This window comes from Empedobacter sp. R132-2 (genome assembly GCF_030324375.1).
GTDB lineage: Bacteria > Bacteroidota > Bacteroidia > Flavobacteriales > Weeksellaceae > Empedobacter > Empedobacter falsenii_B.
Window position 1 is genome coordinate 81870 of the sequence record NZ_JACAGG010000006.1, and the last position, 19841, is coordinate 101710.

The following is a 19841-nucleotide window of genomic DNA, read 5'->3' on the forward strand; positions in this document are numbered from 1 at the left end:
ATTACTAATATTAAACCAACTAAGCAGAATTTTAAGTATTTATTTTTTGCTAAATCTAAAAAAAATGTTAATTTCGTAGTATGAGGTTAGAAGAGCATATTAGTCAATTATTATTTCAGCACGATTGTGTAATCGTTCCAAACTTTGGAGCGTTTATCTCAAACAATGCTAATGTGGCGTTTGACGAGCAAACAAACACATTTATTCCACCAAGAAAAGAGCTTTCTTTCAATACAACTTTAACAAAAAGTGATGGTGTTTTGGTGAATAAAATTGTAGAAGATGAGCCAATGTCTTTTGAAAATGCGCAAACATTTTTGAATGAACAAGTTTATTTTTGGCAAGAACATTTGAAAAATGGAAAAGTTTTAACCTTACAAAATATCGGATCATTACAATTTAATGACACTGGAAAAATTGACTTCAAACCAGAAAATGCTCAAAATTATTTCATCGCCGCTTATGGTCTTTCAAATTTACAAGCCAATTACATTTTAGATTCGTCTAAAACTAAAACCTCTAACAAACACATGTCAAAATTTTTAGCCGCAGCCTCATTAATTCCCATTATTGTTGGTGGCTTCCTATATTTTAATACGCCGCAACCCGTACAAGAATTCGTAACAGAACAATGGAGCGGTTTGGTTTTACCAATGATTGGTAAAGATGACGCAACCAAAACTGAAAAACCTACAGTGCAATACGATGTGTATAATATGCCGCAAACGATTGCTGAGCCTTCTTTAGTTGAATATCAGATTGCCGAAACGGTAACGAAAACAGATACAATTGAAACGCCTAAAAAAGTTGAAATTACAGTTGTAAAGGAAACGAAACTGAATGAAACTGAAAAGGAGATTACGGCAATTGTAAAGGAAAAGCCTTCGACAAAAGAAATTGTAAAAACAGAAACAAAAAAATTAACGAAAGTTGAAGCTCCTAAAACAGCTGAAAAGAAAGTTGAGGACAAAAAAGAAGTTGCAACTAAAACAACTTCAAAATCTAACAATAAAAAATATCAAGTAATTGCGGCTTCGCTTAAACGTCAAGAAGATGCTGATCGTTTGGTTCGAGAATTGAAAAAACAAGGTTACAAAGATGCAGGAGTTTCTTATGTAAAAGGTCGCTATTATTATGTTACATATAGCAGCTTCAATAACATAGAAGACGCGCAAAAATATATGAATGATGTGAATAAAAAGTCTCCTGGAACTTGGGTTAGAACTGAAAATTAAATCATTTTTTAATACAATATAAATCGAAATAAGCTGCCCAAAAGGCAGCTTATTTCTTTGTTAGAATGAATATGAAAACTACTTCCAGCCACCACCTAAACTTTTGTATATAGCGACAACTGTACTTAATTGTTTTTCTTTTGTTTCGATTAATTCCATTTTTGCATCCAATAAATCACGTTGAGTTGTTAACACTTCTAGATAATCTGCACGATTATTTTTGAACAACTGATTCGCAATATCAATAGATTCTACAAGTGCTTTCGCCTGTTTATCTTTGTACGAATAACTTTGTTCTAAGTTATTAATCTTCGACATTTGATTTGACACTTCTAAATAAGCATTTAAAATCGTTTTATCATATTCGTACAACGCTTGTATTTGATGAGCATTTGCTGTATTAAACTCCGCTTTTATCGCACTTTTATTGATTAAAGGCGCAGCTAATTCTCCAGCCAACGAATATAAAATAGACTCTGGCATTTTTACCAAATAAGATGGTTTGAACGCATTTAGTCCTAAAGCCGCAGAAATATTAAGTGACGGATAAAACTCTGCACGAGCCACTTTCACATCTAAAGCAGAAGCTTTTAACTCTAATTCTGCTTGTTTGATATCAGGACGATTTGATAATAATTCAGAAGGAATTCCTGCATGTACTGTTTGTGGAATCAAATCCATAAATGACGAACCATCACGTTTTATCTTTTGCGGATATCTTCCCAATAAAGCATTAATCCTATTCTCGGTTTCCGTAATATCTTGTTTAATATTAAACTCTTCGCTTTCTGATTTTAATAATTCTGCTTCAAATTTCTTCACCGCTAATTCAGTTTCACGCGCTGCTTCCTTTTGAATTTTAACTACACGAAGTGATTCTTTCTGTAACTCAATATTTCGATGAATTAACTCCAATTGACTATCTAAAGACAATAATTCATAATAAGACGATGCGATCTCTGAAATTAAATTTGTCAAAACAAAATTCTTTCCTTCTACCGTTGATAAATATCGCGCAATCGAAGCATCTTTCGAATTACGTAATTTTTTCCAAATATCAACTTCCCAATCAGCGCTCAATCCAATCGCATAATCCATCAAAGGATCAGGCATTTCTTTCCCGGGTTTTATCTCAGTCGAAGCATCACCAGCACCTTGACTTGTATAACGACCAACTTTCTCAACTCCAATTCCTGCATTTGCTGAAACATTTGGCGATAATTTTCCGTTTTTGTACAACACTTCATTTTTAGAAATCTCAATTTCTTGAAGTGTAATCATCAATTCTTGGTTATTTTTTAACGCTTCTTCAATCAAAACGACCAAATTTGGATCAGTAAAAAATTGTTTCCAAGGCGTCAACCCAGAACTTGGTGCATCATCATTTTGCACATTTTGATAAGCTTCTGGAATTTTTGGTGCTTGATGATTTTCAATCTCTTTGCTTACCGCAGGAGCTTTACAGCTCCAAATCATTGTTCCAAAAAGACTTATTGCAATTATATTTTTTAAACTATTTTTATTCATCTTCCGTGATTTCTTCTGTTAAAGGATTTTCATCTTCATATTTCACCAATTGCATTTTATCCGCCAAAGCGCCAAACGCAACATATAAACCGGGTACAATAAACAACCCGAAAATAGTTCCGAACAACATTCCGCCTGCAGCAGCAGTACCAATTGTTCTATTTCCTACTGCTCCCGGACCAGAAGCAATAACCAACGGAATAAGACCTGCAATAAACGCAAATGATGTCATCAAAATTGGACGGAAACGAACACCCGCACCTTCAATCGCTGATTTTACAATTGATAAACCTTCGTTATGTTTTTGTACTGCAAACTCAATAATCAACACCGCATTTTTACCGAGAAGTCCAATCAACATCACCATTGCAACTTGTGCATAAATATTATTTTCTAATCCTAATAATTTCAAGAAGAAAAATGCTCCGAAAATCCCTGTTGGTAGTGAAATGATAACTGGTAAAGGCAAAATAAAACTTTCGTATTGTGCTGCTAAAATCATGTAAACGAAAATTAAACAAATGGCGAAAATAATCACTGCTTCATTTCCACGAGAAACCTCATCTTTCGATATTCCTGCCCAATCAATTCCAAAACCACGAGGCAAAGTATTCTTAGCTACTTCATTAATCGCTGCAATCGCTTGTCCACTACTATAACCAGAAGCTGGCGTACCACTAATTTCTGCTGCATTATACATATTGTGACGCGTAATTTCTGATAAACCATATACTTTTTCAATTTTCATGAAAGCTGAATATGGAACCATTTCACCTTGATCATTTTTCACATACAATTTCAATAAATCTTCCGGTAGCGCACGATATTCTGGCGAAGCTTGTACCATCACTTTATAAGGTCGGTCAAATTTGATGAAACTTGTTTCGTAATTAGAACCAACTAATGTTGATAAATTATCCATCGCATTTTCGATCGAAACTCCTTTTTGTTCGGCAATATCATTATCAATTTTCAAGACATATTGAGGAAAGGAAGCACTATAAAATGTGAATACAGAGCTCAATTCTGGACGACGAGTTAATTCTTTTATAAAATCACGGCTCACTTCTTCCATTTTATGATAATCTCCACTACCCGCTTTATCCAATAATCTCAACTCGAAACCTCCTGCAGCTCCATATCCAGGAACAGATGGTGGTTGAAAATATTCGATATTCGCACCATTAATATTTCCAGCTTTTTCTTCTAATTCTTTGATGATTTCTTCCGCAGACTTAGAACGTTCGTCCCAACTTTTCAAGTTAATTAAACAAGTTCCAGAGTTTGCTCCTGTACCTTCTGTCAAAATCTCATAACCAGCCAAAGATGAAACTGATGAAACGCCATCAATTCCTTCCGCTATTTTTTGTAATTTTTGAGAAACTTCATTCGTTCTTTCTAACGTAGAACCTGGAGGTGTTTGAATAATTGCATAAAACATTCCTTGGTCTTCGTTTGGAATAAATCCAGAAGGCAAACTATTATTCAAAAAGAAAACTCCAGCGCAAAATGCAAGTAAAATTCCGAATGTAACAGTTCGTTTGTTAACTGTTTTGGTTAAAACTTTTTCGTATTTAAAAGAACCTTTGTTGAACAAATTATTAAACTTCAACAAAAATTTATTTAGCATCGTTTTCTTTCTTGGTTGATTATGATTATTTTTCAAAATCATTGCACACAAAGCTGGTGTAAGCGTTAAGGCAACAATTCCTGATAAAATAATTGATGTTGCCATCGTAATCGAAAATTGACGATAAAAAATTCCAACTGGACCAGACATAAACGCAACTGGAATAAAAACAGCTGCCATTACAAATGTGATTGCTATAATTGCTCCACTAATTTCGCGCATCGCTTCTTCCGTCGCTCGTAAAGGCGAGAGATTTTTCTCTTCCATCTTGGCGTGGACAGCCTCTATCACCACAATCGCATCATCGACGACAACTCCAATCGCCATAACTAAGGCAAATAATGAAATCAAGTTTAATGTAATTCCAAAGAAACTCATTAACGCAAAAGTTCCGACCAAAGAAACAGGAACCGCCAACGCAGGAATCAATGTAGAACGCCAGTCACCTAAGAATAAAAACACAACAATCCCAACTAAAACGAAAGCTTCAAAAAGTGTATGTACCACTTTTTCCATTGAAGCATCTAAGAATTTCGAAACGTCATATGAAATCTCGTAATCCATTCCTTTTGGTAAATTATTCTCTTTAAGATCAGCCATTAATGCTTTGATATTTTTAATCACTTCACTCGCATTACTTCCGTACGATTGTTTTATCACAATTGCGGCAGAAGGTTTTCCGTTCAATGTTGAGTAAATATCATACATCGAACTTCCGAATTCTATATCAGCAACATCTTTTAAACGTAAGATTTCTCCATCAGGATTTGCTCTTAAAATGATGTTTCCATATTGTTCTTTTGTGTTATATCGACCTGAATATTTTAATACATATTCAAAAGCTTCTGAACGTTTTCCAGAACTTTCCCCTGTTTTCCCTGGCGAAGCTTCAATACTTTGTTCATCCAACGCTTTCATCACATCATCCGCAGAAATATTATAGGCTTGCATTCTATCTGGTTTTAACCAAACACGCATTGCATATTCTCGGTTTCCTAAAATATCTGCATCTCCAACTCCATTAATACGTTTCAACTCAGATAAAATATTGATATCTGCATAATTATATAAAAATTGTTGGTCAGCTTTTGGATCGTTACTGTACAAGTTAATGTACATCAACATGTTTGATTCTTCGCGTGTAATTTTCACTCCTTCGCGAACTACTAAAGGCGGAAGTTTATTGACAACCGAAGAAACACGGTTTTGCACATTTACAGCTGCAATATTGGGATCAGTTCCTAAATCAAATATCACTTGAATAGACGCTTCACCGTCATTCCCAGCATCAGATGTAATATATTTCATTCCTGGAACACCATTTAGCGCACGTTCTAATGGAATTACCACCGATTTGATTAATAATTCATTATTTGCACCCGGATATTCCGCTGTAATATTCACCTTTGGTGGCGAAATTGAAGGGAACTGCGTTACGGGTAATTTGACTAATGATAGAATTCCTAAGAAAACTATAATCAACGAAATGACAATCGATAGAACGGGTCTTCGAATAAATTTATCAAACATAACTTTGAATTTTTTAGATTAGTTTGATTTTAATTTCAACGATGAAAGAACTTTTCTTGGTGCAATAAATTTCGTTTTGATTTTATCATCATCTTTCACTTTCTGAACACCCTCTAACAAAATATTATCTTTCTCCGAAAGTCCGCTTTCTACCACATAAACATCAGGCATTTCTAGACCAATCGTGATATTTCTCGATTTGACAACACCATTTTTATCTACTACAAAAACATAGGTTTTATCTTGAATTTCGTAGGTTGCTTTTTGTGGAATTAATAAAGCATCATGTAACGGAACTGTCATTTTTACTTTCCCTGTTTCACCATTTCTTAACAGATGATTTGGATTTGCAAAACGTGCACGAAACGCAATATTTCCTGTTTCGTTGTTAAATTCTCCTTCTATCGTTTCTACCAAACCTTTTTCTGGTAAAGGTTTATTATTCGCCATAATCAACGAAACTTGTTTATTCGCTCTATCTTGAATATTTGTTTGATAATCTAAATATTCAGGTTCAGAAACGTTGAAATAAGCAAACATTGATGAGTTATCAGATAAATTTGTTAATAACATTCCTTCGTCAATCAAGCTTCCCAATTTCATAGGAATTCTATCAATAACACCAGAAAATGGTGCACGAATATCTGTAAATGATAAATGTAATTGAGCCAATTGCATTTCTGCTTTCGATTTTTCTAATCGTGCTTGCGCAATGGCTTTTTCGTTCTTAGAAACGACATTATTATCAGCCAAAGTTGCTGAATTTTGTAATTCAATTTGTGCCTCTTTTACCTCAGCTTTCGATTTTAAATATTCGGCTTGATACATCGAAGGCATAATGCGAAACAACAATTGACCAGCTTGTACATGTTGACCTTCATCCACAAAAACTTTTTGCAAATAACCTTTTTCTTGCGCACGAATTTCGATGTTTCGTACCGATTGAATTTGGGCTACATAATCCTTATCTACAATCGTATCCATTTTGATTGGCGTTGTGATTGGATAATCTTTCACTTCTTCTTTTTCCTGTTTTTTTGATGAACAACTTGTTGTCAACAATACAGTACTTAGAGCTACAAATAATGCGACTCTTTTCATAATTCTTCTAACTATTAAATGTAAAATTTGATGAAATGGATTTCTTGGCAGAAGTAGTTTTACCAAAAAATATTACATACAAAAATTGGTTAACATTCAGCTATTCATGAACTGAACACTAATTTTTGGTGTAATTTTAAAAATTTAAGAAATCAATCAAATTCTGATTGTACGTAACAAAATGTACTTACAACTCGAAAATTTGATGGTTTTATTGTAGAAGATGTGCTTCTTTCTTAAACCTTGAATCATAAAGTTTAAAACCAGAACAACACTTAATAGTTTGATACAAGTTTCTAAATCGATTTTGTTTGATGTCTGAAAATCATCATCAATCGTTTCGATACTTGGATTAAATTCTTGAAATTGATTTGAATTTGAAGTTTTAGAAAATTTAGTTTCAACAATTTTACTTGCGTGATAAATATGTGTATTATCGTTAACAACTGTCTGCGAAGTTAAATTTCCTTGAAAATGTTGAGTACCCGCAAACACTTTAGTTTCCGCAAAAAATAGCAGAAATAAAGCAGACAGCAAGTATGTGATAAACATTTTCATAATTCTGTTCAAATGTAAGACTTGAAATAATACAATAATCTATATTAACATTTTTTAACTATAAAATTTTATTGATTTAATAAAAAACTCAATTACAAATACTTAACACAACGATAATAACTGTTTCAAAACTCGAATATTTTGTTGAAATTTGCACCCAACAAACAAAAGTTTATGGCGAAAGCAAAAACAGCAAAAGAGTCGTTAGCAGTAATGACAAACTTGGTTTTACCGAATGAAACCAACAACTTAGGAAACATGTTCGGAGGCGAATTATTGGCTTCTATGGACAGAATTTCTTCTATTTCTGCGAAAATGCATGGTGGAAGTTTTTTGGTTGTAACAGCAAGTGTCAATCACGTTGCGTTTAACATTCCGATTCCGATGGGAAGTACAGTGAAGTTAGAATCTAAAGTAACTCGCGCATTCAAATCATCGATGGAAGTGTATGTTGATGTCTATGTTTACGATTACGAAAATTGTGTTTATAACCAAACAAATAGCGGTATTTATACATTTGTAGCCGTTGATAATGATAATAAACCTGTTCAAGTCCCTGAATTAATTCCAGAATCTGAACAAGAAATCGAGCGTTATGAAGCTGCTTTGCGTCGTAAACAATTAAGTTTGATTTTGGCTGGCAGAATGAATCCTGCTGATGCACACGAATTAAAATCGTTGTTTATTACAGAATAAAATAAAAAAGTCGAAACAATGTTTCGACTTTTTTATTGATATAATTTTTTAACCTTTTCCAGCTAAACGATCCACCACATATTCTATTTGTGTTTTCCCGTGTGGTTTTGGTTTTCCTTCTGCATCTAAATTTACCATCGTAATTCGATCGACTGTAATAATGGTTTCATGCGTCATTTTGTTACGTACTTCGCATTGTAAAACCAATGAAGTTGTTCCAAATTTCACCACTTCAATTCCAATTTCTACAATATCACCTTCACGAGCCGAAGCCATAAAGTTGATTTCCGACATATATTTGGTCACAACATGCGAATTTTCTAATTGCACAATGCTATACAACGCCGCTTCTTCATCAATCCAAGCCAAAAGCTTTCCTCCAAAAAGTGTTTTGTTTGGGTTAAGATCTTCTGGTTTTACCCATTTACGAGTGTGAAATTTCATAGTTTTCTATTTTAAGTTCTTGCTTATTTTCTGTTGCCAAATGATTCGCATCCGAAATAAACTTGACTAAATTTACAGCATATTTTCCATCTAACAAAGATTCATTATGACGGATTAACGCGTCAGAAATTTCGGCAATGGCGTTAGGATGAAAATTCTTTTGTTCAGTAGAAATTTTGTTTGAACAACACACATTTTTTAAATCAGAATAAATCATTTGATTAAGATATTGATCTCCAATCTTTATTGTTCCTTTTTCAGCAATAAGCGTGATATTACTTTCGAAATTTTTATTGAAAACTGACGTTGTATAAATCATATGTCCGATTGCTCCATCGGCAGTAAAATCAACACAACCCGAATCATCAAATTCTGTCACTTCTTGATGCGTAAAATTGAAACTTTTTGAATTTGTACAAATTACCTCATCAAACCAAAAATTCATGATATCAACAAAATGCGAAAATTGAGTAAATAAAACACCTCCATCCATTTCTTGGTTTCCGTGCCATTCACGCAACTTGTAATAATTCTTGTTACGATTCCAATAGCAATTAATATTCACCATGAAAATTTTCCCTAATGAATTATTATCTATCAAATTCTTTACATATTGCACAACTGGAGAAAAACGAAGCTGCATCGACGTAAAAACTCTAAGTTTCTTTTCGTCAGCAACTTTCAGTATTTCAGTAATATCTTCTACAGTTAATGCAATTGGTTTTTCAATCAAAACATTTTTTCCCGCTTTTAAACAACGAATCGCATGTTCGCGGTGCAAACCATTTGGCGTAGCAATCACAACAACATCAGTTTCTTGATCTTCGTTCAGAAAACTTTCAAGTGTTGAATAACCTTTGAAAGGTAAATCTTCTGGTAAATTGAAATCAATCACCGAAATTAATTGCGCATTTTCCGTTTCTTCTATCGCTTGTTGATGTACACGTCCAATATGACCGTAGCCTAAAATGGAAAAATTCTTCATTGAATTTATTTAATAATTTTTTCTAATATCTTTTGTGTGATTAGATAAGTTGGTTTTACACCTGTTAATCCTAAACCTCCAGAAGCCAATGTACTTCCTGTTTCTAACGGATTATCAGAAGCGTAATAAGCATACATTACTTTAACATCTTTATCAATGTGATGTCTAATTTTTGACGCAACCTGAATCGCTTTTTGATAATGCGCACCTTCCATTTCTAATCCAATCGCTTGGAAAGACGAATTTTTGAAATACTCTAAAACGTCTTTATTTTGTAATGATGTTCCTAAAACCGAAATCATTGGTCCTTCGTAAACACCTAAACCTTGTCCTTCGAAATCTGCAGCGGTTAATTCGTTATCAAAAACATAATTATCTGTTGTTCCTTCGAAAACGTGTGCTGTCGCAATCATTATATCACCTTTTATTCCTTCAAGAATACCAGCTTTACCCATAATCGCAACAGATTTTACATTCATTTTGAATTTTACATCTCCTACTTTGTATGGTTTCAACAACTCATCCATCGCCTCAAATGCTTGCTCACCAAAGGCATAATCCATTACAATAATCACCTCATTGTTCTTATCTTTTGCATAAGAAAACGCAGAATTGGCAATGTTTACTTTAGATAAATCAATAATCTGAACATCGATATTTGTTCCTGATTGATCTTTGATGTAAACTAAACCATTTTGTTGAGTGTATTCATTTAACGAATCACGCAACATTTTGTTGTTTGCCGCACTCAAATCTTCGTAAATTTCTACACCATCATTTTTGTATTTTCTTTTTAATCCATCATAGGCATACAACATGTTAGACACACTATGCATATTAGCAGAAATAATGTGAATGTTTTTATCTTGAAGATTATTTTCGAATAATACACGTTTGATTTCATTCGCCCATTTTTCTCCAATCATATGATGACCAATCGATTCACGTAAAGTTGACGTAAATGTAATTTCACGTTTCTTTGTTCCGATACGATCTTGTTGGCTAGTATAGCCCATCCAATAAACTACACGGAAAAAATAATCTTTGTCGTCTGCTTTACTGAAATAATGATGAATTTCTTGTGTTTCTTCAAATGTTCTTCCTAAAATCGTCGATAAATGCATCAAAGCAACTTCGCGTTCTTTTCGAGAAATTTCAACTTCATTAAATGCAACATTTTCGATAAATTCCCACGCTCTACTTTTAGAAAGTGTTTCGTTACTAAATGCTCTATTTCTGATTTTATCCGCTTCGTTATATAAAAACGTTAAGTGCGTTAACACATCATAAATGTCAGAACGACCGCGAGAAATTTCGATATTCATCTGGTCATCATCAATTCTATAACAAAAACGACGACGTTTTGCAGGAATAATTGGTGTAAAAATAGAACGATCATAGCCTTCGTCAGATGTAAAAGACACATATGGCGTTTCTACAATTCCTTCTGGTAAACGATCTAAAACATACATTAATCCACTTAATTCTACTTTGTTTGGATCTGTCATTGATCCGTAGATTTCAGGATTAATTTCGAATAATAAATTTCTTAATATTTTTCCAGGTGCACCAGATGGACGGTACACTCCTCTATGAAATAAATGACGCATAGAGATATATAATCTTTCAATAGCGTCAGTAGATCTTCTTGCTCTTGTTATTGACATAATAATTTTTTTTACTTTTTTTGGTTGTTCAATTCTTGTTGAATGGCCATTAATTCATCGTACCATTCTTGTCCAAATTTTCGGACCAACGAATCTTTTGCAAATGTTGCAACATTCACTTTCAATTCTTTTCCTAAGGTACAAGCATCTGAGCAGATATCCCATACATCATAGTTCACAGAAGTGAAATTTGAATATTCCTTAACACGAACTGGATATAAATGACAAGAAATTGGTTTTTTGTAATCGACCTTTCCATCTTCGTATGCTTTTTCAATACCGCATTTTGAAAAACCATTTTCTTCGAAAACTAAATAGGCACATTCACGATTATTGACTAATGGAGTTACCCAATCGCCGTCAGTATCCATTGTGTACTTACCTTCTTGCTTAATCACCGCAATTCCTTCTGGACGCAAATAAGGTTTTACATCTTCATAAATATCGTCTAATACAATTAGTTCGTCATCATTCAAAGGCGCTCCTGCGTCACCTTCTACACAACAAATCCCTTTACATTTGTTCAGATTACAAACAAAATCTTCATTTAGTAGTTCTTCAGATACAAGGGTTTTTCCTATTTGGAACATGTTACATTAAATTTTGTAACATGCAAAGGTACGGAATTTTCCTCAGAAAAATGTAATTTTGTAAAAGAATAATGGATAATCTACTTTCAAAAATCAATCATCCTAAGGAACTTAGGACTTTTGAAGCGTCTCAATTAACTGCTTTAGCTCACGAGATGCGCGAATTTATTTTGGATACTTTGAGTGTAAAACCAGGACATTTAGGTGCTAGTTTGGGTGTGATTGAATTAACGATTGCTTTACATTATCACTACAATACACCTAAAGACTTGTTGATTTGGGATGTAGGTCATCAATGTTATCCACATAAAATTTTGACTGGTCGTCAACAAATTTTCGATTCTCTTCGTCAAAAAGATGGTATTTCTGGTTTTCCAACGCGTATAGAAAGTGAGTTTGATACATTTGGAACGGGACATTCTTCTACATCTATTTCAGCAATTGTTGGGATGGCAACAGCAGATAAAATCAATCAAATCAATAGAAAACACATTGCAATTATTGGTGATGCATCGATTACTTCTGGAATGAGTTTAGAAGCATTAAATCATCTTGGATCAACAGATTTGGATGTTTTAGTGATTTTGAATGATAATGATATCGGAATTGATCCTTCGGTTGGTGGATTGAAAAAACATTTTAAATCTTTAGAAAATCAATCCGAAAATATCTTTACCAATTTCGGTTTAAATTTTATTGGAACAATTGATGGACACAATTTTGATGAATTATTAAATGCTTTCAATAAAGCTGATTCTATAAAAGGTCCGAAAGTTTTACACATCAAAACAATAAAAGGAAAAGGTTACGAAAAAGCCGAAATCGATCAAGTAAAATGGCATGCTCCAGGTTTGTTTGATAAAGAAACGGGCGAAATAAAATCAAAGAAAAAAGAAAAATCGTATCAAGATGTTTTTGGTGAAACCATGCATCAATTACTTGAAAATAACTCACAAATCGTTGCGATAACGCCTGCAATGTTAACAGGAAGTAATTTGGTGAAATGTCATCAAGATTTTCCTGAACGTGTTTTTGATGTCGGAATTACAGAACAACATGCGGTAACGTTTGCAGCTGGTCTGGCGACGAAAAATACCATTCCGTATTGTGTGATTTATTCGACATTTTTACAACGTGCCTACGACCAAGTGATACACGATGTAGCGTTACAGAATCTACCAGTTGTGTTTTGTATTGATCGTGCAGGATTCGTTGGTACAGATGGCGCAACGCATCATGGTTATTTTGATATAGCATATTTACGCGAAATTCCAAATATGATTGTGTCTTCGCCTCGAAACGAAAAAGATTTCAAAAATCTATTGTATACAGCACAGTTTACAACTCGTCCTTTTGCAATTCGTTATCCAAAAAATAATATCCAAACAAGTAATTCTAAAGTCGAAAAAATAGAAATCGGTAAATCTGAAATTATTTTTGAAGGAAATCAATTAGCAATTCTTTCGACTGGATTGATTAGTTCTCGAATCGAAGAAATTATCATCCAAAATCATCTTCAAGATAAAGTTGCTTTGATTGATTTTCCTTTTATCAAACCTTTAGATGAATCTCGTTTAAAAGCTATTTCGTTGAAATATTCTACCATACTAACTTTTGAAGATGGGATTAAAAAAGGAGGTTTTGGAAGTGGAATTTTAGAGTTTCTGAATTCAATACATTACAAAGGAAATATTACAATCAACGGTTATCCAGACGAATTTATCGAACACGCTTCGATTACCGAATTAGAAGAAATCGTTGGTTTGGATGATGAATCAATTTTGGAAATGATAAAAAGTTATTTGTAATGGAAAATGAGTATTTAGAAAAAGCTTTAGTTGGTTTTTTATTAGGTCTAGGAATGTTAATATTTATATCTCCTTTCTATTATCCATATTATAAAAATAAAAAATCGAAACCTAAATTTGGAATTGATTATGCAGTAAAAAGAGAAAATAAATTAGACCATTTAAAAGACGGTTTTAAAGTTTTAGCTTATAATCGATTAATAGGTGGAATTATAATAGGATTTTTCCTGATAATTTCTTCAATTGTCTATTTGGTTTTAGGAATTATTGAATATTTTTAAACTTAATAATTTTCGGTACGAGAGTTGTAATAGCTTTTTCTAATTTATAAACACAACAACAATGAAAAAAATAATCGGTTTATCTTTTATAGCAGTATTGTTAACATTGCAATCTTGCGGTACAACAAGCAACATGCAAGAATTCTACAAAAAATATGATAATCAATCTACTGTAATTCCTTTACCTTCTTTTGCGTTGAAATTAGCTGGAAAAGCTGGTGGAACAGATTTATTTAATTATTTAAAATCGGCTAAAGTTTTTGTTGTTTCAGATGCTGGACAAGGAAAGCAAAAAAGAATCATGAATGATTTGCAGTCATCTATGCGTGGTGAAAAATATGAGAACTTAGTAAAATTCAAAGCGAAAGACAGCCGTTTGAACATTTCATTACAAGAAGATGGCGGACGAGTTAAGAAAATGATTTTTGGAATTAACGGTTTACGAAATGTATTGGTTATCGATTCGAAATTAGATATTCCTAGAACAGATTTAGACAAAATTTTGGACAAAGTTTCGGCTGAAGATATTGCAGATTTAGCAGATATTTTGAAATAATATAGGAAGCCAGCTAATTTGCTGGCTTTTTCTTTTGAAATTACTTTGTAACTTTGTCGCATGAGTGGAAAATTATATTTGGTTCCGACGCCAATCGGAAATTTGGGAGATATGACATTTAGAGCGGTTGATGTGCTAAAAGAATCGGATGTGATTTTGGCAGAAGACACGCGAAATAGTGGTATTTTACTGAAACATTTCGAAATTTCTACTCCAATGCGTAGCTACCATATGCACAATGAGCATCAAGCAACTGAAGATATTATTCGTCAGCTAAAAGATGGTCAAATCATTTCGATTATTACTGATGCCGGAACTCCAGGTATTTCTGATCCAGGTTATTTATTAGCAAAAGAATGTGTAGCAAATAATATCGTAATCGAATGTTTACCAGGTGCAACCGCTTTTGTTCCTGCATTAGTTGTTTCTGGATTACCAAATAATGAATTTACTTTTGTTGGATTTTTACCTGTGAAAAAAGGTCGAAAATCGAAATTAGATTCATTAGTAGAAGAAAAGAAAACGATGATTTTCTACGAATCTCCACATAAAATTGGACGCACATTAAAAGATTTAGCCGAAGCTTTTGGAGCTGAACGCAAAGCAAGTTTATCACGCGAAATCTCGAAAAAATTTGAAGAAACTTTACGCGGAACATTAACTGAATTAGCCGAAATAGCTGAAAAAAGAAATTTAAAAGGTGAAATGGTTTTGGTTATAGAAGGACATCATTAATCGTTGAAGCGAATATCTTTGATATTCAATTGCCAAGTTCCTTTTCCTTGCCAATAATTCATTCCGATTGTGTAAACCATATCAAACGATTGTCCTTTCTCTAATTTTGGTCCAAATTTCCCTAATTTGAAACCAATTGCAGGAAACGTAATACGTGTATCTCGCTGATGTACGTACAAACGCGCGTGTTCTTTACCAACTAATCGGAAATCCGTTGCTAATAAATCCTTCGAAATAAAAACAGGATTCATATTATCTGGTCCAAAAGGCGCCATTCGCATCACCGATTCCAAGAAAGAACGTGTCATATCCTTAAAAGAAATCTCTTTATCGATCAAAATTGATGGCGTAAAATGTTTTCCATTCGACATTTCTTTCACTGTTTGATCAAATCTAATCTTGAATTCTTCAAAGTTTTCTTCTTTCATTGCCAAACCAGCAGCAGCCATATGTCCACCAAACTGTGTTAACAAATCTTTGTTTTTTTCGATTGCCGAATGTATGTCAAACTCTTGAATAGAGCGAGCCGAACATACAATTTCGCCTTCATTATTCTTCGTGCAAACAATGGTTGGTTTATAATACAAATCGACCAAACGAGAAGCAACAATTCCGATTACTCCTTTATTCCAAGAAGCATCGTAAACAATGGTCGAATATTTTTCTTTGGTATTAATTTGATCCAGTTGAAAAAGTGCATCATGTGTCATATCAAGATCCAAGGTTTTGCGTTCATTATTTAATGAATTTATATCATTCAAATATTTACGGCAATCCTCTTCATCTGTACTCAACATAAAACGAACCGCTTCCGAACCGTGTTTTATACGTCCTGCAGCATTAATTTTTGGCGCAATAGAAAAAACAACATTCGAAATATTGACATTATTTTTAATATTAGTCGGAATTAATTGCTGAAAAGCTAAACGAGGTTCTGAATTTAATCGTTTCAAACCAGCAAAAGCCAATACACGATTTTCTCCTGTAATCGGAACAATATCAGCCGCAATACTTACTGCAACTAAATCTAAAAGAGATAAAAGATTTTCTTTCGGAAGATTAAATTTCTCGGTATAAGCTTGTACCAATTTAAACCCAACGCCACAACCGCTCAAATCTTTGTAAGGATAGCGACAACCTTTTTGTTTCGGATCTAAAACAGCGTACGCTTTTGGCACAGAACGATCTGGTAAATGGTGATCACAAATAATATAATCTATGCCTTTTGATTGTGCATATTTTATTTCTTCGTGTGCTTTAATCCCACAGTCTAAAGCAATAACAAGTGAAATATTATTTTGTACAGCGAATTCTATACTTTGTTGAGAGATTCCATAACCTTCATTATTTCGGTCTGGAATATAAAAAAAGACTTTCGAGTAGATAGAAGTCAGAAATTCGTAAAACAAAGTTACAGCTGTCGTTCCATCTACATCGTAGTCTCCAAATATTAAGATATTTTCTTCATCATCAATTGCATTTTTGATACGTGAAACCGCATCAGACATTCCTTTCATCAAAAAAGGATCATGCAATTCGTCTAAGGATGGATTAAAATACGATTTGGCTTGAGCAAAATTCGTAATTCCACGTTGGACTAATAAAATAGCAAGCACCTCAGATATGTTAAGCGATTCTCTTAAATCCTTAACAACTTCAGTATTGGGCTGTTCTTTTATTTCCCATCTTTTTTCCATCTCTTTAATTTACATATTTTTTAATTAGAGAGAAGGGTAAAGCGAATATTATTTTGATTTATTTGCTTCTTTCACGTATTTATCTAACGCCATTGTCATTGAAGGCGTTTGTGGTGTTGGCACCTCAATGTCTACACGTAATCCCATCTCTTTTGCTTGATCTACTGTCGATTTTCCGAAAACGGCAATTCTTGTATTTTCTTGCACGAAATCTGGGAAATTTTCAAATAATGATTTGATTCCTGAAGGTGTAAAGAATACTAAAATATCGTATTTTACATCAGACAAATCAGATAAATCACTCGATACAGTTCTAAACAAAGTTGCTTTTTGCCAAGTTAATCCTAAACTATCTAATAAAGTAGGAACATTTGGTTTTAAAACATCAGATGCTGGTAATAAGAAGTTTTCGTCTTTGTGCTTTTTAAATAAAGGCACCATATCCGCAAAAACTTTTTCTCCAATATAAATTTTACGTTTTCTGTAAACAATGTATTTCTGTAAATAGAATGCAATTGCTTCTGATTCGCAAAAATATTTCATAGAGTCAGGAACAGTAAAGCGCATTTCTTCTGCTAAACGAAAAAAATGATCAATAGCGTTTCTACTTGTAAAAATTACAGCAGTCACTTTGCTAAAGTCAATTTTTTGTTGTCTTACTTCTTTAGCGTCTATTCCGACAACTTGGATAAATGGTCTAAAATCAATTTTGATTTTATTTCTTTTTTCAATCTCGTAGTATGGCGAGTTTTCTGCCTGAGGCTTAGGTTGAGATACTAATATTGATTTAACTTTCATAGTAATTTTAGATTACTTTACCTACAATTAATAGTTTTGCTAATACCATTATAGGTAAAATTTCTAGGGTGCAAAGGTACAAAATATTATAATACCAAACTGATTTATTGTCACTTATTTGTTTTGCATATATATGATAAATTTCGAATATTCTATTCAAAAACAACAAAATAAAGCCAATCACCATCAAGTAATCTTTGTTAATTTGTGTGTAAAAAAACAAAAAACAAATAATAAGTAAGAGTAAAACATTTTTTGCATTAACAAAACTCGAACTTTTCATAAAATATGAAACAGAACTAGATTCGTAGAAAACACGATAAAAAATTACCTCAATCATCAACCTAAAGAGCATAATCAAACTGATTAAACCAAAGGTAATTCCGACACGTGAAAGATAATAAAACTTAAAATTTGGAATATGATTATACGTAATATCAAAATACGAAACCAACAACAAACTTATCAGTAAAACCGTCACACCATTGACAATAAAACTAAATAACGTCGTATTATCATCTGTAAAACTCATGTATTCGGTTTTATTATCTAGCGTTTTGAAATTTTTCGCAAACAAGTATTTTGCTGCACAAACCAATAACAAACACACCGTCAAAGCAATAAGAACAGTATCATTGCCAAGTGTATTTTTTCCTATCGAGATTAAATCGTTTGTTTTCATAATTTTTTCAAAAATACAAAAGACTAACAATCTTATAACTATCTTTATGCCCACAAAATAATATTTATGTCGGACAAATTAGTTATTATCCCGACCTATAACGAAAAAGAAAACATAGAAGCCATTATTCGTGCAGCTTTGGCTGTTGACGGAGCATTTGATGTGCTTATTGTTGACGACAGTTCTCCAGACGGAACGAATGATATTGTAAAACGTTTGATTCCTGAGTTTAATGGACGTTTGCATTTAGAAATTCGTACCACAAAAGATGGTTTAGGACGCGCTTATGTACATGGATTTAAGTGGGCTTTAGCAAATAAATACGAATATATTTTCGAAATGGATGCCGATTTTTCGCATAATCCAAATGATTTACCTCGCTTATACCAAGCTTTAGCAGATGGTGCCGATTTAGCTATTGGCTCACGCTATTCTAATGGTGTAAATGTTGTGAATTGGCCAATGAACAGAGTTTTATTGTCTTATTTTGCGTCGAAATATGTGAGCATCATCACGCGATTACCTGTTCATGATGCTACAGCAGGGTTTGTTGGTTATAGAGCAAACGTGTTGAAGTCTCTGGATTTGGATAAAATACAATTCAAAGGGTATGGATTTCAGATTGAAATGAAGTACAAAACTTGGATTAAAAAATTTACACTAAAAGAAGTTCCAATTATATTTACAGACAGAACTTTAGGCGAATCAAAAATTAGTTCTGATATTATTGGAGAAGCCGTTTTTGGTGTAATTTCGTTACGATTAAGAAAAATATTTGGCAAATTATGAAAAACTTGATCTTTTTATCACTGATTTTTTTGAGTATTTTTAGTTGCGCACCAAAAAATTACGACAAACCAAAAGATCTCATCGGTAAATCTGAAATGATTGATATTCTTACTGATTTATATATTAGTCAACAAGGATTGCAGATGTTTCCTATTCAAAATCAAGATCAAAGTATCGATTTAGCAAAAGATGCGGTAGATATTATGAAAAATTATGATATCACATTTCATCAATTTTCTGAGAGTTACAAATATTATATGATGCAACCTGAAAAATTCAAAGAAATGCTGAATGATGTGAAAATAAATCTTGAAGATAAATTATCTGACGAAGAAAAAGAGCGTCAAAAAAATCAAAAGAATAGCTTAAATAATACCATAAAAGCAGAAAAATAACAAAAACCCTCATGTGAATCACTTGAGTTTTTTTTTGTTTACTATATTTTAGTATACATAACCGGTAGTGCATTTGTATTAGATTGTATATAAAAGTTGTACAACCTGCTAAAAAGCAGTAAATTGTAGTTACTACA

At 33.0% G+C, this 19841-nt stretch carries 19 protein-coding genes; 8 read left to right on the forward strand and 11 right to left on the reverse strand.

Annotation, left to right across the window (positions count from 1 at the left end):
• Nucleotides 1-80 precede the first annotated feature (80 nt).
• A complete protein-coding gene (locus HXZ69_RS05325) occupies nt 81-1235 on the forward strand; it encodes an HU domain-containing protein (protein WP_286495284.1) in 1155 nt (384 codons plus the stop codon).
• A 78-nt stretch (nt 1236-1313) separates the two neighbouring features.
• Here HXZ69_RS05325 and HXZ69_RS05330 read toward each other — a convergent pair whose 3' ends face one another.
• The 4 genes from HXZ69_RS05330 to HXZ69_RS05345 all read right to left on the reverse strand — a co-directional run bounded on the left by HXZ69_RS05330 (nt 1314) and on the right by HXZ69_RS05345 (nt 7581).
• Nucleotides 1314-2762: a TolC family protein gene (locus HXZ69_RS05330; RefSeq protein WP_286495286.1), complete on the reverse strand. Its 1449-nt coding sequence runs from the start codon at nt 2760-2762 to the stop codon at nt 1314-1316.
• A complete protein-coding gene (locus tag HXZ69_RS05335) occupies nt 2755-5922 on the reverse strand; it encodes an efflux RND transporter permease subunit (RefSeq protein WP_286495287.1) in 3168 nt (1055 codons plus the stop codon). The genes HXZ69_RS05330 and HXZ69_RS05335 overlap by 8 nt, the downstream gene beginning before the upstream one ends.
• An 18-nt stretch (nt 5923-5940) precedes the next feature.
• A complete protein-coding gene (locus tag HXZ69_RS05340) occupies nt 5941-7023 on the reverse strand; it encodes an efflux RND transporter periplasmic adaptor subunit (protein WP_219034048.1) in 1083 nt (360 codons plus the stop codon).
• Between the two features lie 156 nt (nt 7024-7179).
• Complete coding sequence (locus HXZ69_RS05345; RefSeq protein WP_286495288.1) at nt 7180-7581, reverse strand: hypothetical protein; 402 nt, start codon at nt 7579-7581, stop codon at nt 7180-7182.
• Between the two features lie 174 nt (nt 7582-7755).
• Here HXZ69_RS05345 and HXZ69_RS05350 point away from each other — a divergent pair, with 174 nt between their 5' ends.
• Nucleotides 7756-8277, forward strand: coding sequence for an acyl-CoA thioesterase (locus HXZ69_RS05350; protein ID WP_219034046.1), 522 nt, complete (start codon nt 7756-7758; stop codon nt 8275-8277).
• A 48-nt stretch (nt 8278-8325) separates the two neighbouring features.
• Here the strand turns inward: HXZ69_RS05350 and HXZ69_RS05355 are convergent, their stop codons facing one another.
• The 4 genes from HXZ69_RS05355 to HXZ69_RS05370 are packed head-to-tail and all read right to left on the reverse strand — an operon-like array spanning nt 8326 to nt 11963.
• Entirely contained in the window at nt 8326-8721 is a 396-nt protein-coding gene (locus tag HXZ69_RS05355) for an acyl-CoA thioesterase (protein WP_038336752.1), read from the reverse strand.
• Entirely contained in the window at nt 8702-9706 is a 1005-nt protein-coding gene (locus tag HXZ69_RS05360; protein ID WP_219034045.1) for a Gfo/Idh/MocA family protein, read from the reverse strand. The genes HXZ69_RS05355 and HXZ69_RS05360 overlap by 20 nt, the downstream gene beginning before the upstream one ends.
• A 5-nt stretch (nt 9707-9711) precedes the next feature.
• Complete coding sequence (locus HXZ69_RS05365; RefSeq protein ID WP_125349979.1) at nt 9712-11373, reverse strand: DUF6909 family protein; 1662 nt, start codon at nt 11371-11373, stop codon at nt 9712-9714.
• An 11-nt stretch (nt 11374-11384) separates the two neighbouring features.
• Nucleotides 11385-11963 carry a DUF3109 family protein gene (locus tag HXZ69_RS05370; RefSeq protein ID WP_286495289.1) on the reverse strand — a complete coding sequence of 193 codons (579 nt, stop codon included), beginning with the start codon at nt 11961-11963 and terminating at the stop codon, nt 11385-11387.
• 71 nt (nt 11964-12034) lie between these two features.
• Between HXZ69_RS05370 and HXZ69_RS05375 the strand changes: the two genes are divergently transcribed.
• From HXZ69_RS05375 to rsmI, 4 genes are all read left to right on the forward strand, one after another.
• A complete protein-coding gene (locus HXZ69_RS05375) occupies nt 12035-13771 on the forward strand; it encodes a 1-deoxy-D-xylulose-5-phosphate synthase (protein WP_286495290.1) in 1737 nt (578 codons plus the stop codon).
• Complete coding sequence (locus tag HXZ69_RS05380; RefSeq protein ID WP_219034042.1) at nt 13771-14052, forward strand: hypothetical protein; 282 nt, start codon at nt 13771-13773, stop codon at nt 14050-14052. The genes HXZ69_RS05375 and HXZ69_RS05380 overlap by 1 nt, the downstream gene beginning before the upstream one ends.
• Nucleotides 14053-14113: 61 nt before the next feature.
• Nucleotides 14114-14608, forward strand: coding sequence for a DUF4252 domain-containing protein (locus HXZ69_RS05385; protein ID WP_038336746.1), 495 nt, complete (start codon nt 14114-14116; stop codon nt 14606-14608).
• A gap of 60 nt (nt 14609-14668) precedes the next feature.
• Complete coding sequence (gene rsmI, locus HXZ69_RS05390) at nt 14669-15343, forward strand: 16S rRNA (cytidine(1402)-2'-O)-methyltransferase (protein ID WP_221854392.1); 675 nt, start codon at nt 14669-14671, stop codon at nt 15341-15343.
• Here rsmI and recJ read toward each other — a convergent pair.
• The 3 genes from recJ to HXZ69_RS05405 are packed head-to-tail and all read right to left on the reverse strand — an operon-like array spanning nt 15340 to nt 18520.
• Complete coding sequence (gene recJ / locus HXZ69_RS05395; protein WP_221854393.1) at nt 15340-17040, reverse strand: single-stranded-DNA-specific exonuclease RecJ; 1701 nt, start codon at nt 17038-17040, stop codon at nt 15340-15342. The two genes, rsmI and recJ, sit on opposite strands and share 4 nt — an antisense overlap.
• A 48-nt stretch (nt 17041-17088) precedes the next feature.
• Nucleotides 17089-17838, reverse strand: a complete 750-nt coding sequence (locus tag HXZ69_RS05400) for a uroporphyrinogen-III synthase (RefSeq protein WP_019974792.1) — start codon at nt 17836-17838, stop codon at nt 17089-17091.
• Nucleotides 17839-17845: 7 nt separating this feature from the next.
• Complete coding sequence (locus HXZ69_RS05405; RefSeq protein WP_221854394.1) at nt 17846-18520, reverse strand: DUF4271 domain-containing protein; 675 nt, start codon at nt 18518-18520, stop codon at nt 17846-17848.
• 66 nt (nt 18521-18586) lie between these two features.
• Here HXZ69_RS05405 and HXZ69_RS05410 point away from each other — a divergent pair, with 66 nt between their 5' ends.
• Nucleotides 18587-19309, forward strand: a complete 723-nt coding sequence (locus HXZ69_RS05410) for a polyprenol monophosphomannose synthase (protein WP_280037302.1) — start codon at nt 18587-18589, stop codon at nt 19307-19309.
• Nucleotides 19306-19704 (forward strand): DUF4296 domain-containing protein, encoded by a 399-nt coding sequence (locus tag HXZ69_RS05415; RefSeq protein WP_286495291.1) that lies wholly within the window; start codon nt 19306-19308, stop codon nt 19702-19704. Before HXZ69_RS05410 ends, HXZ69_RS05415 begins: the two co-directional genes overlap by 4 nt.
• The last annotated feature ends 137 nt before the right edge of the window (nt 19705-19841 follow it).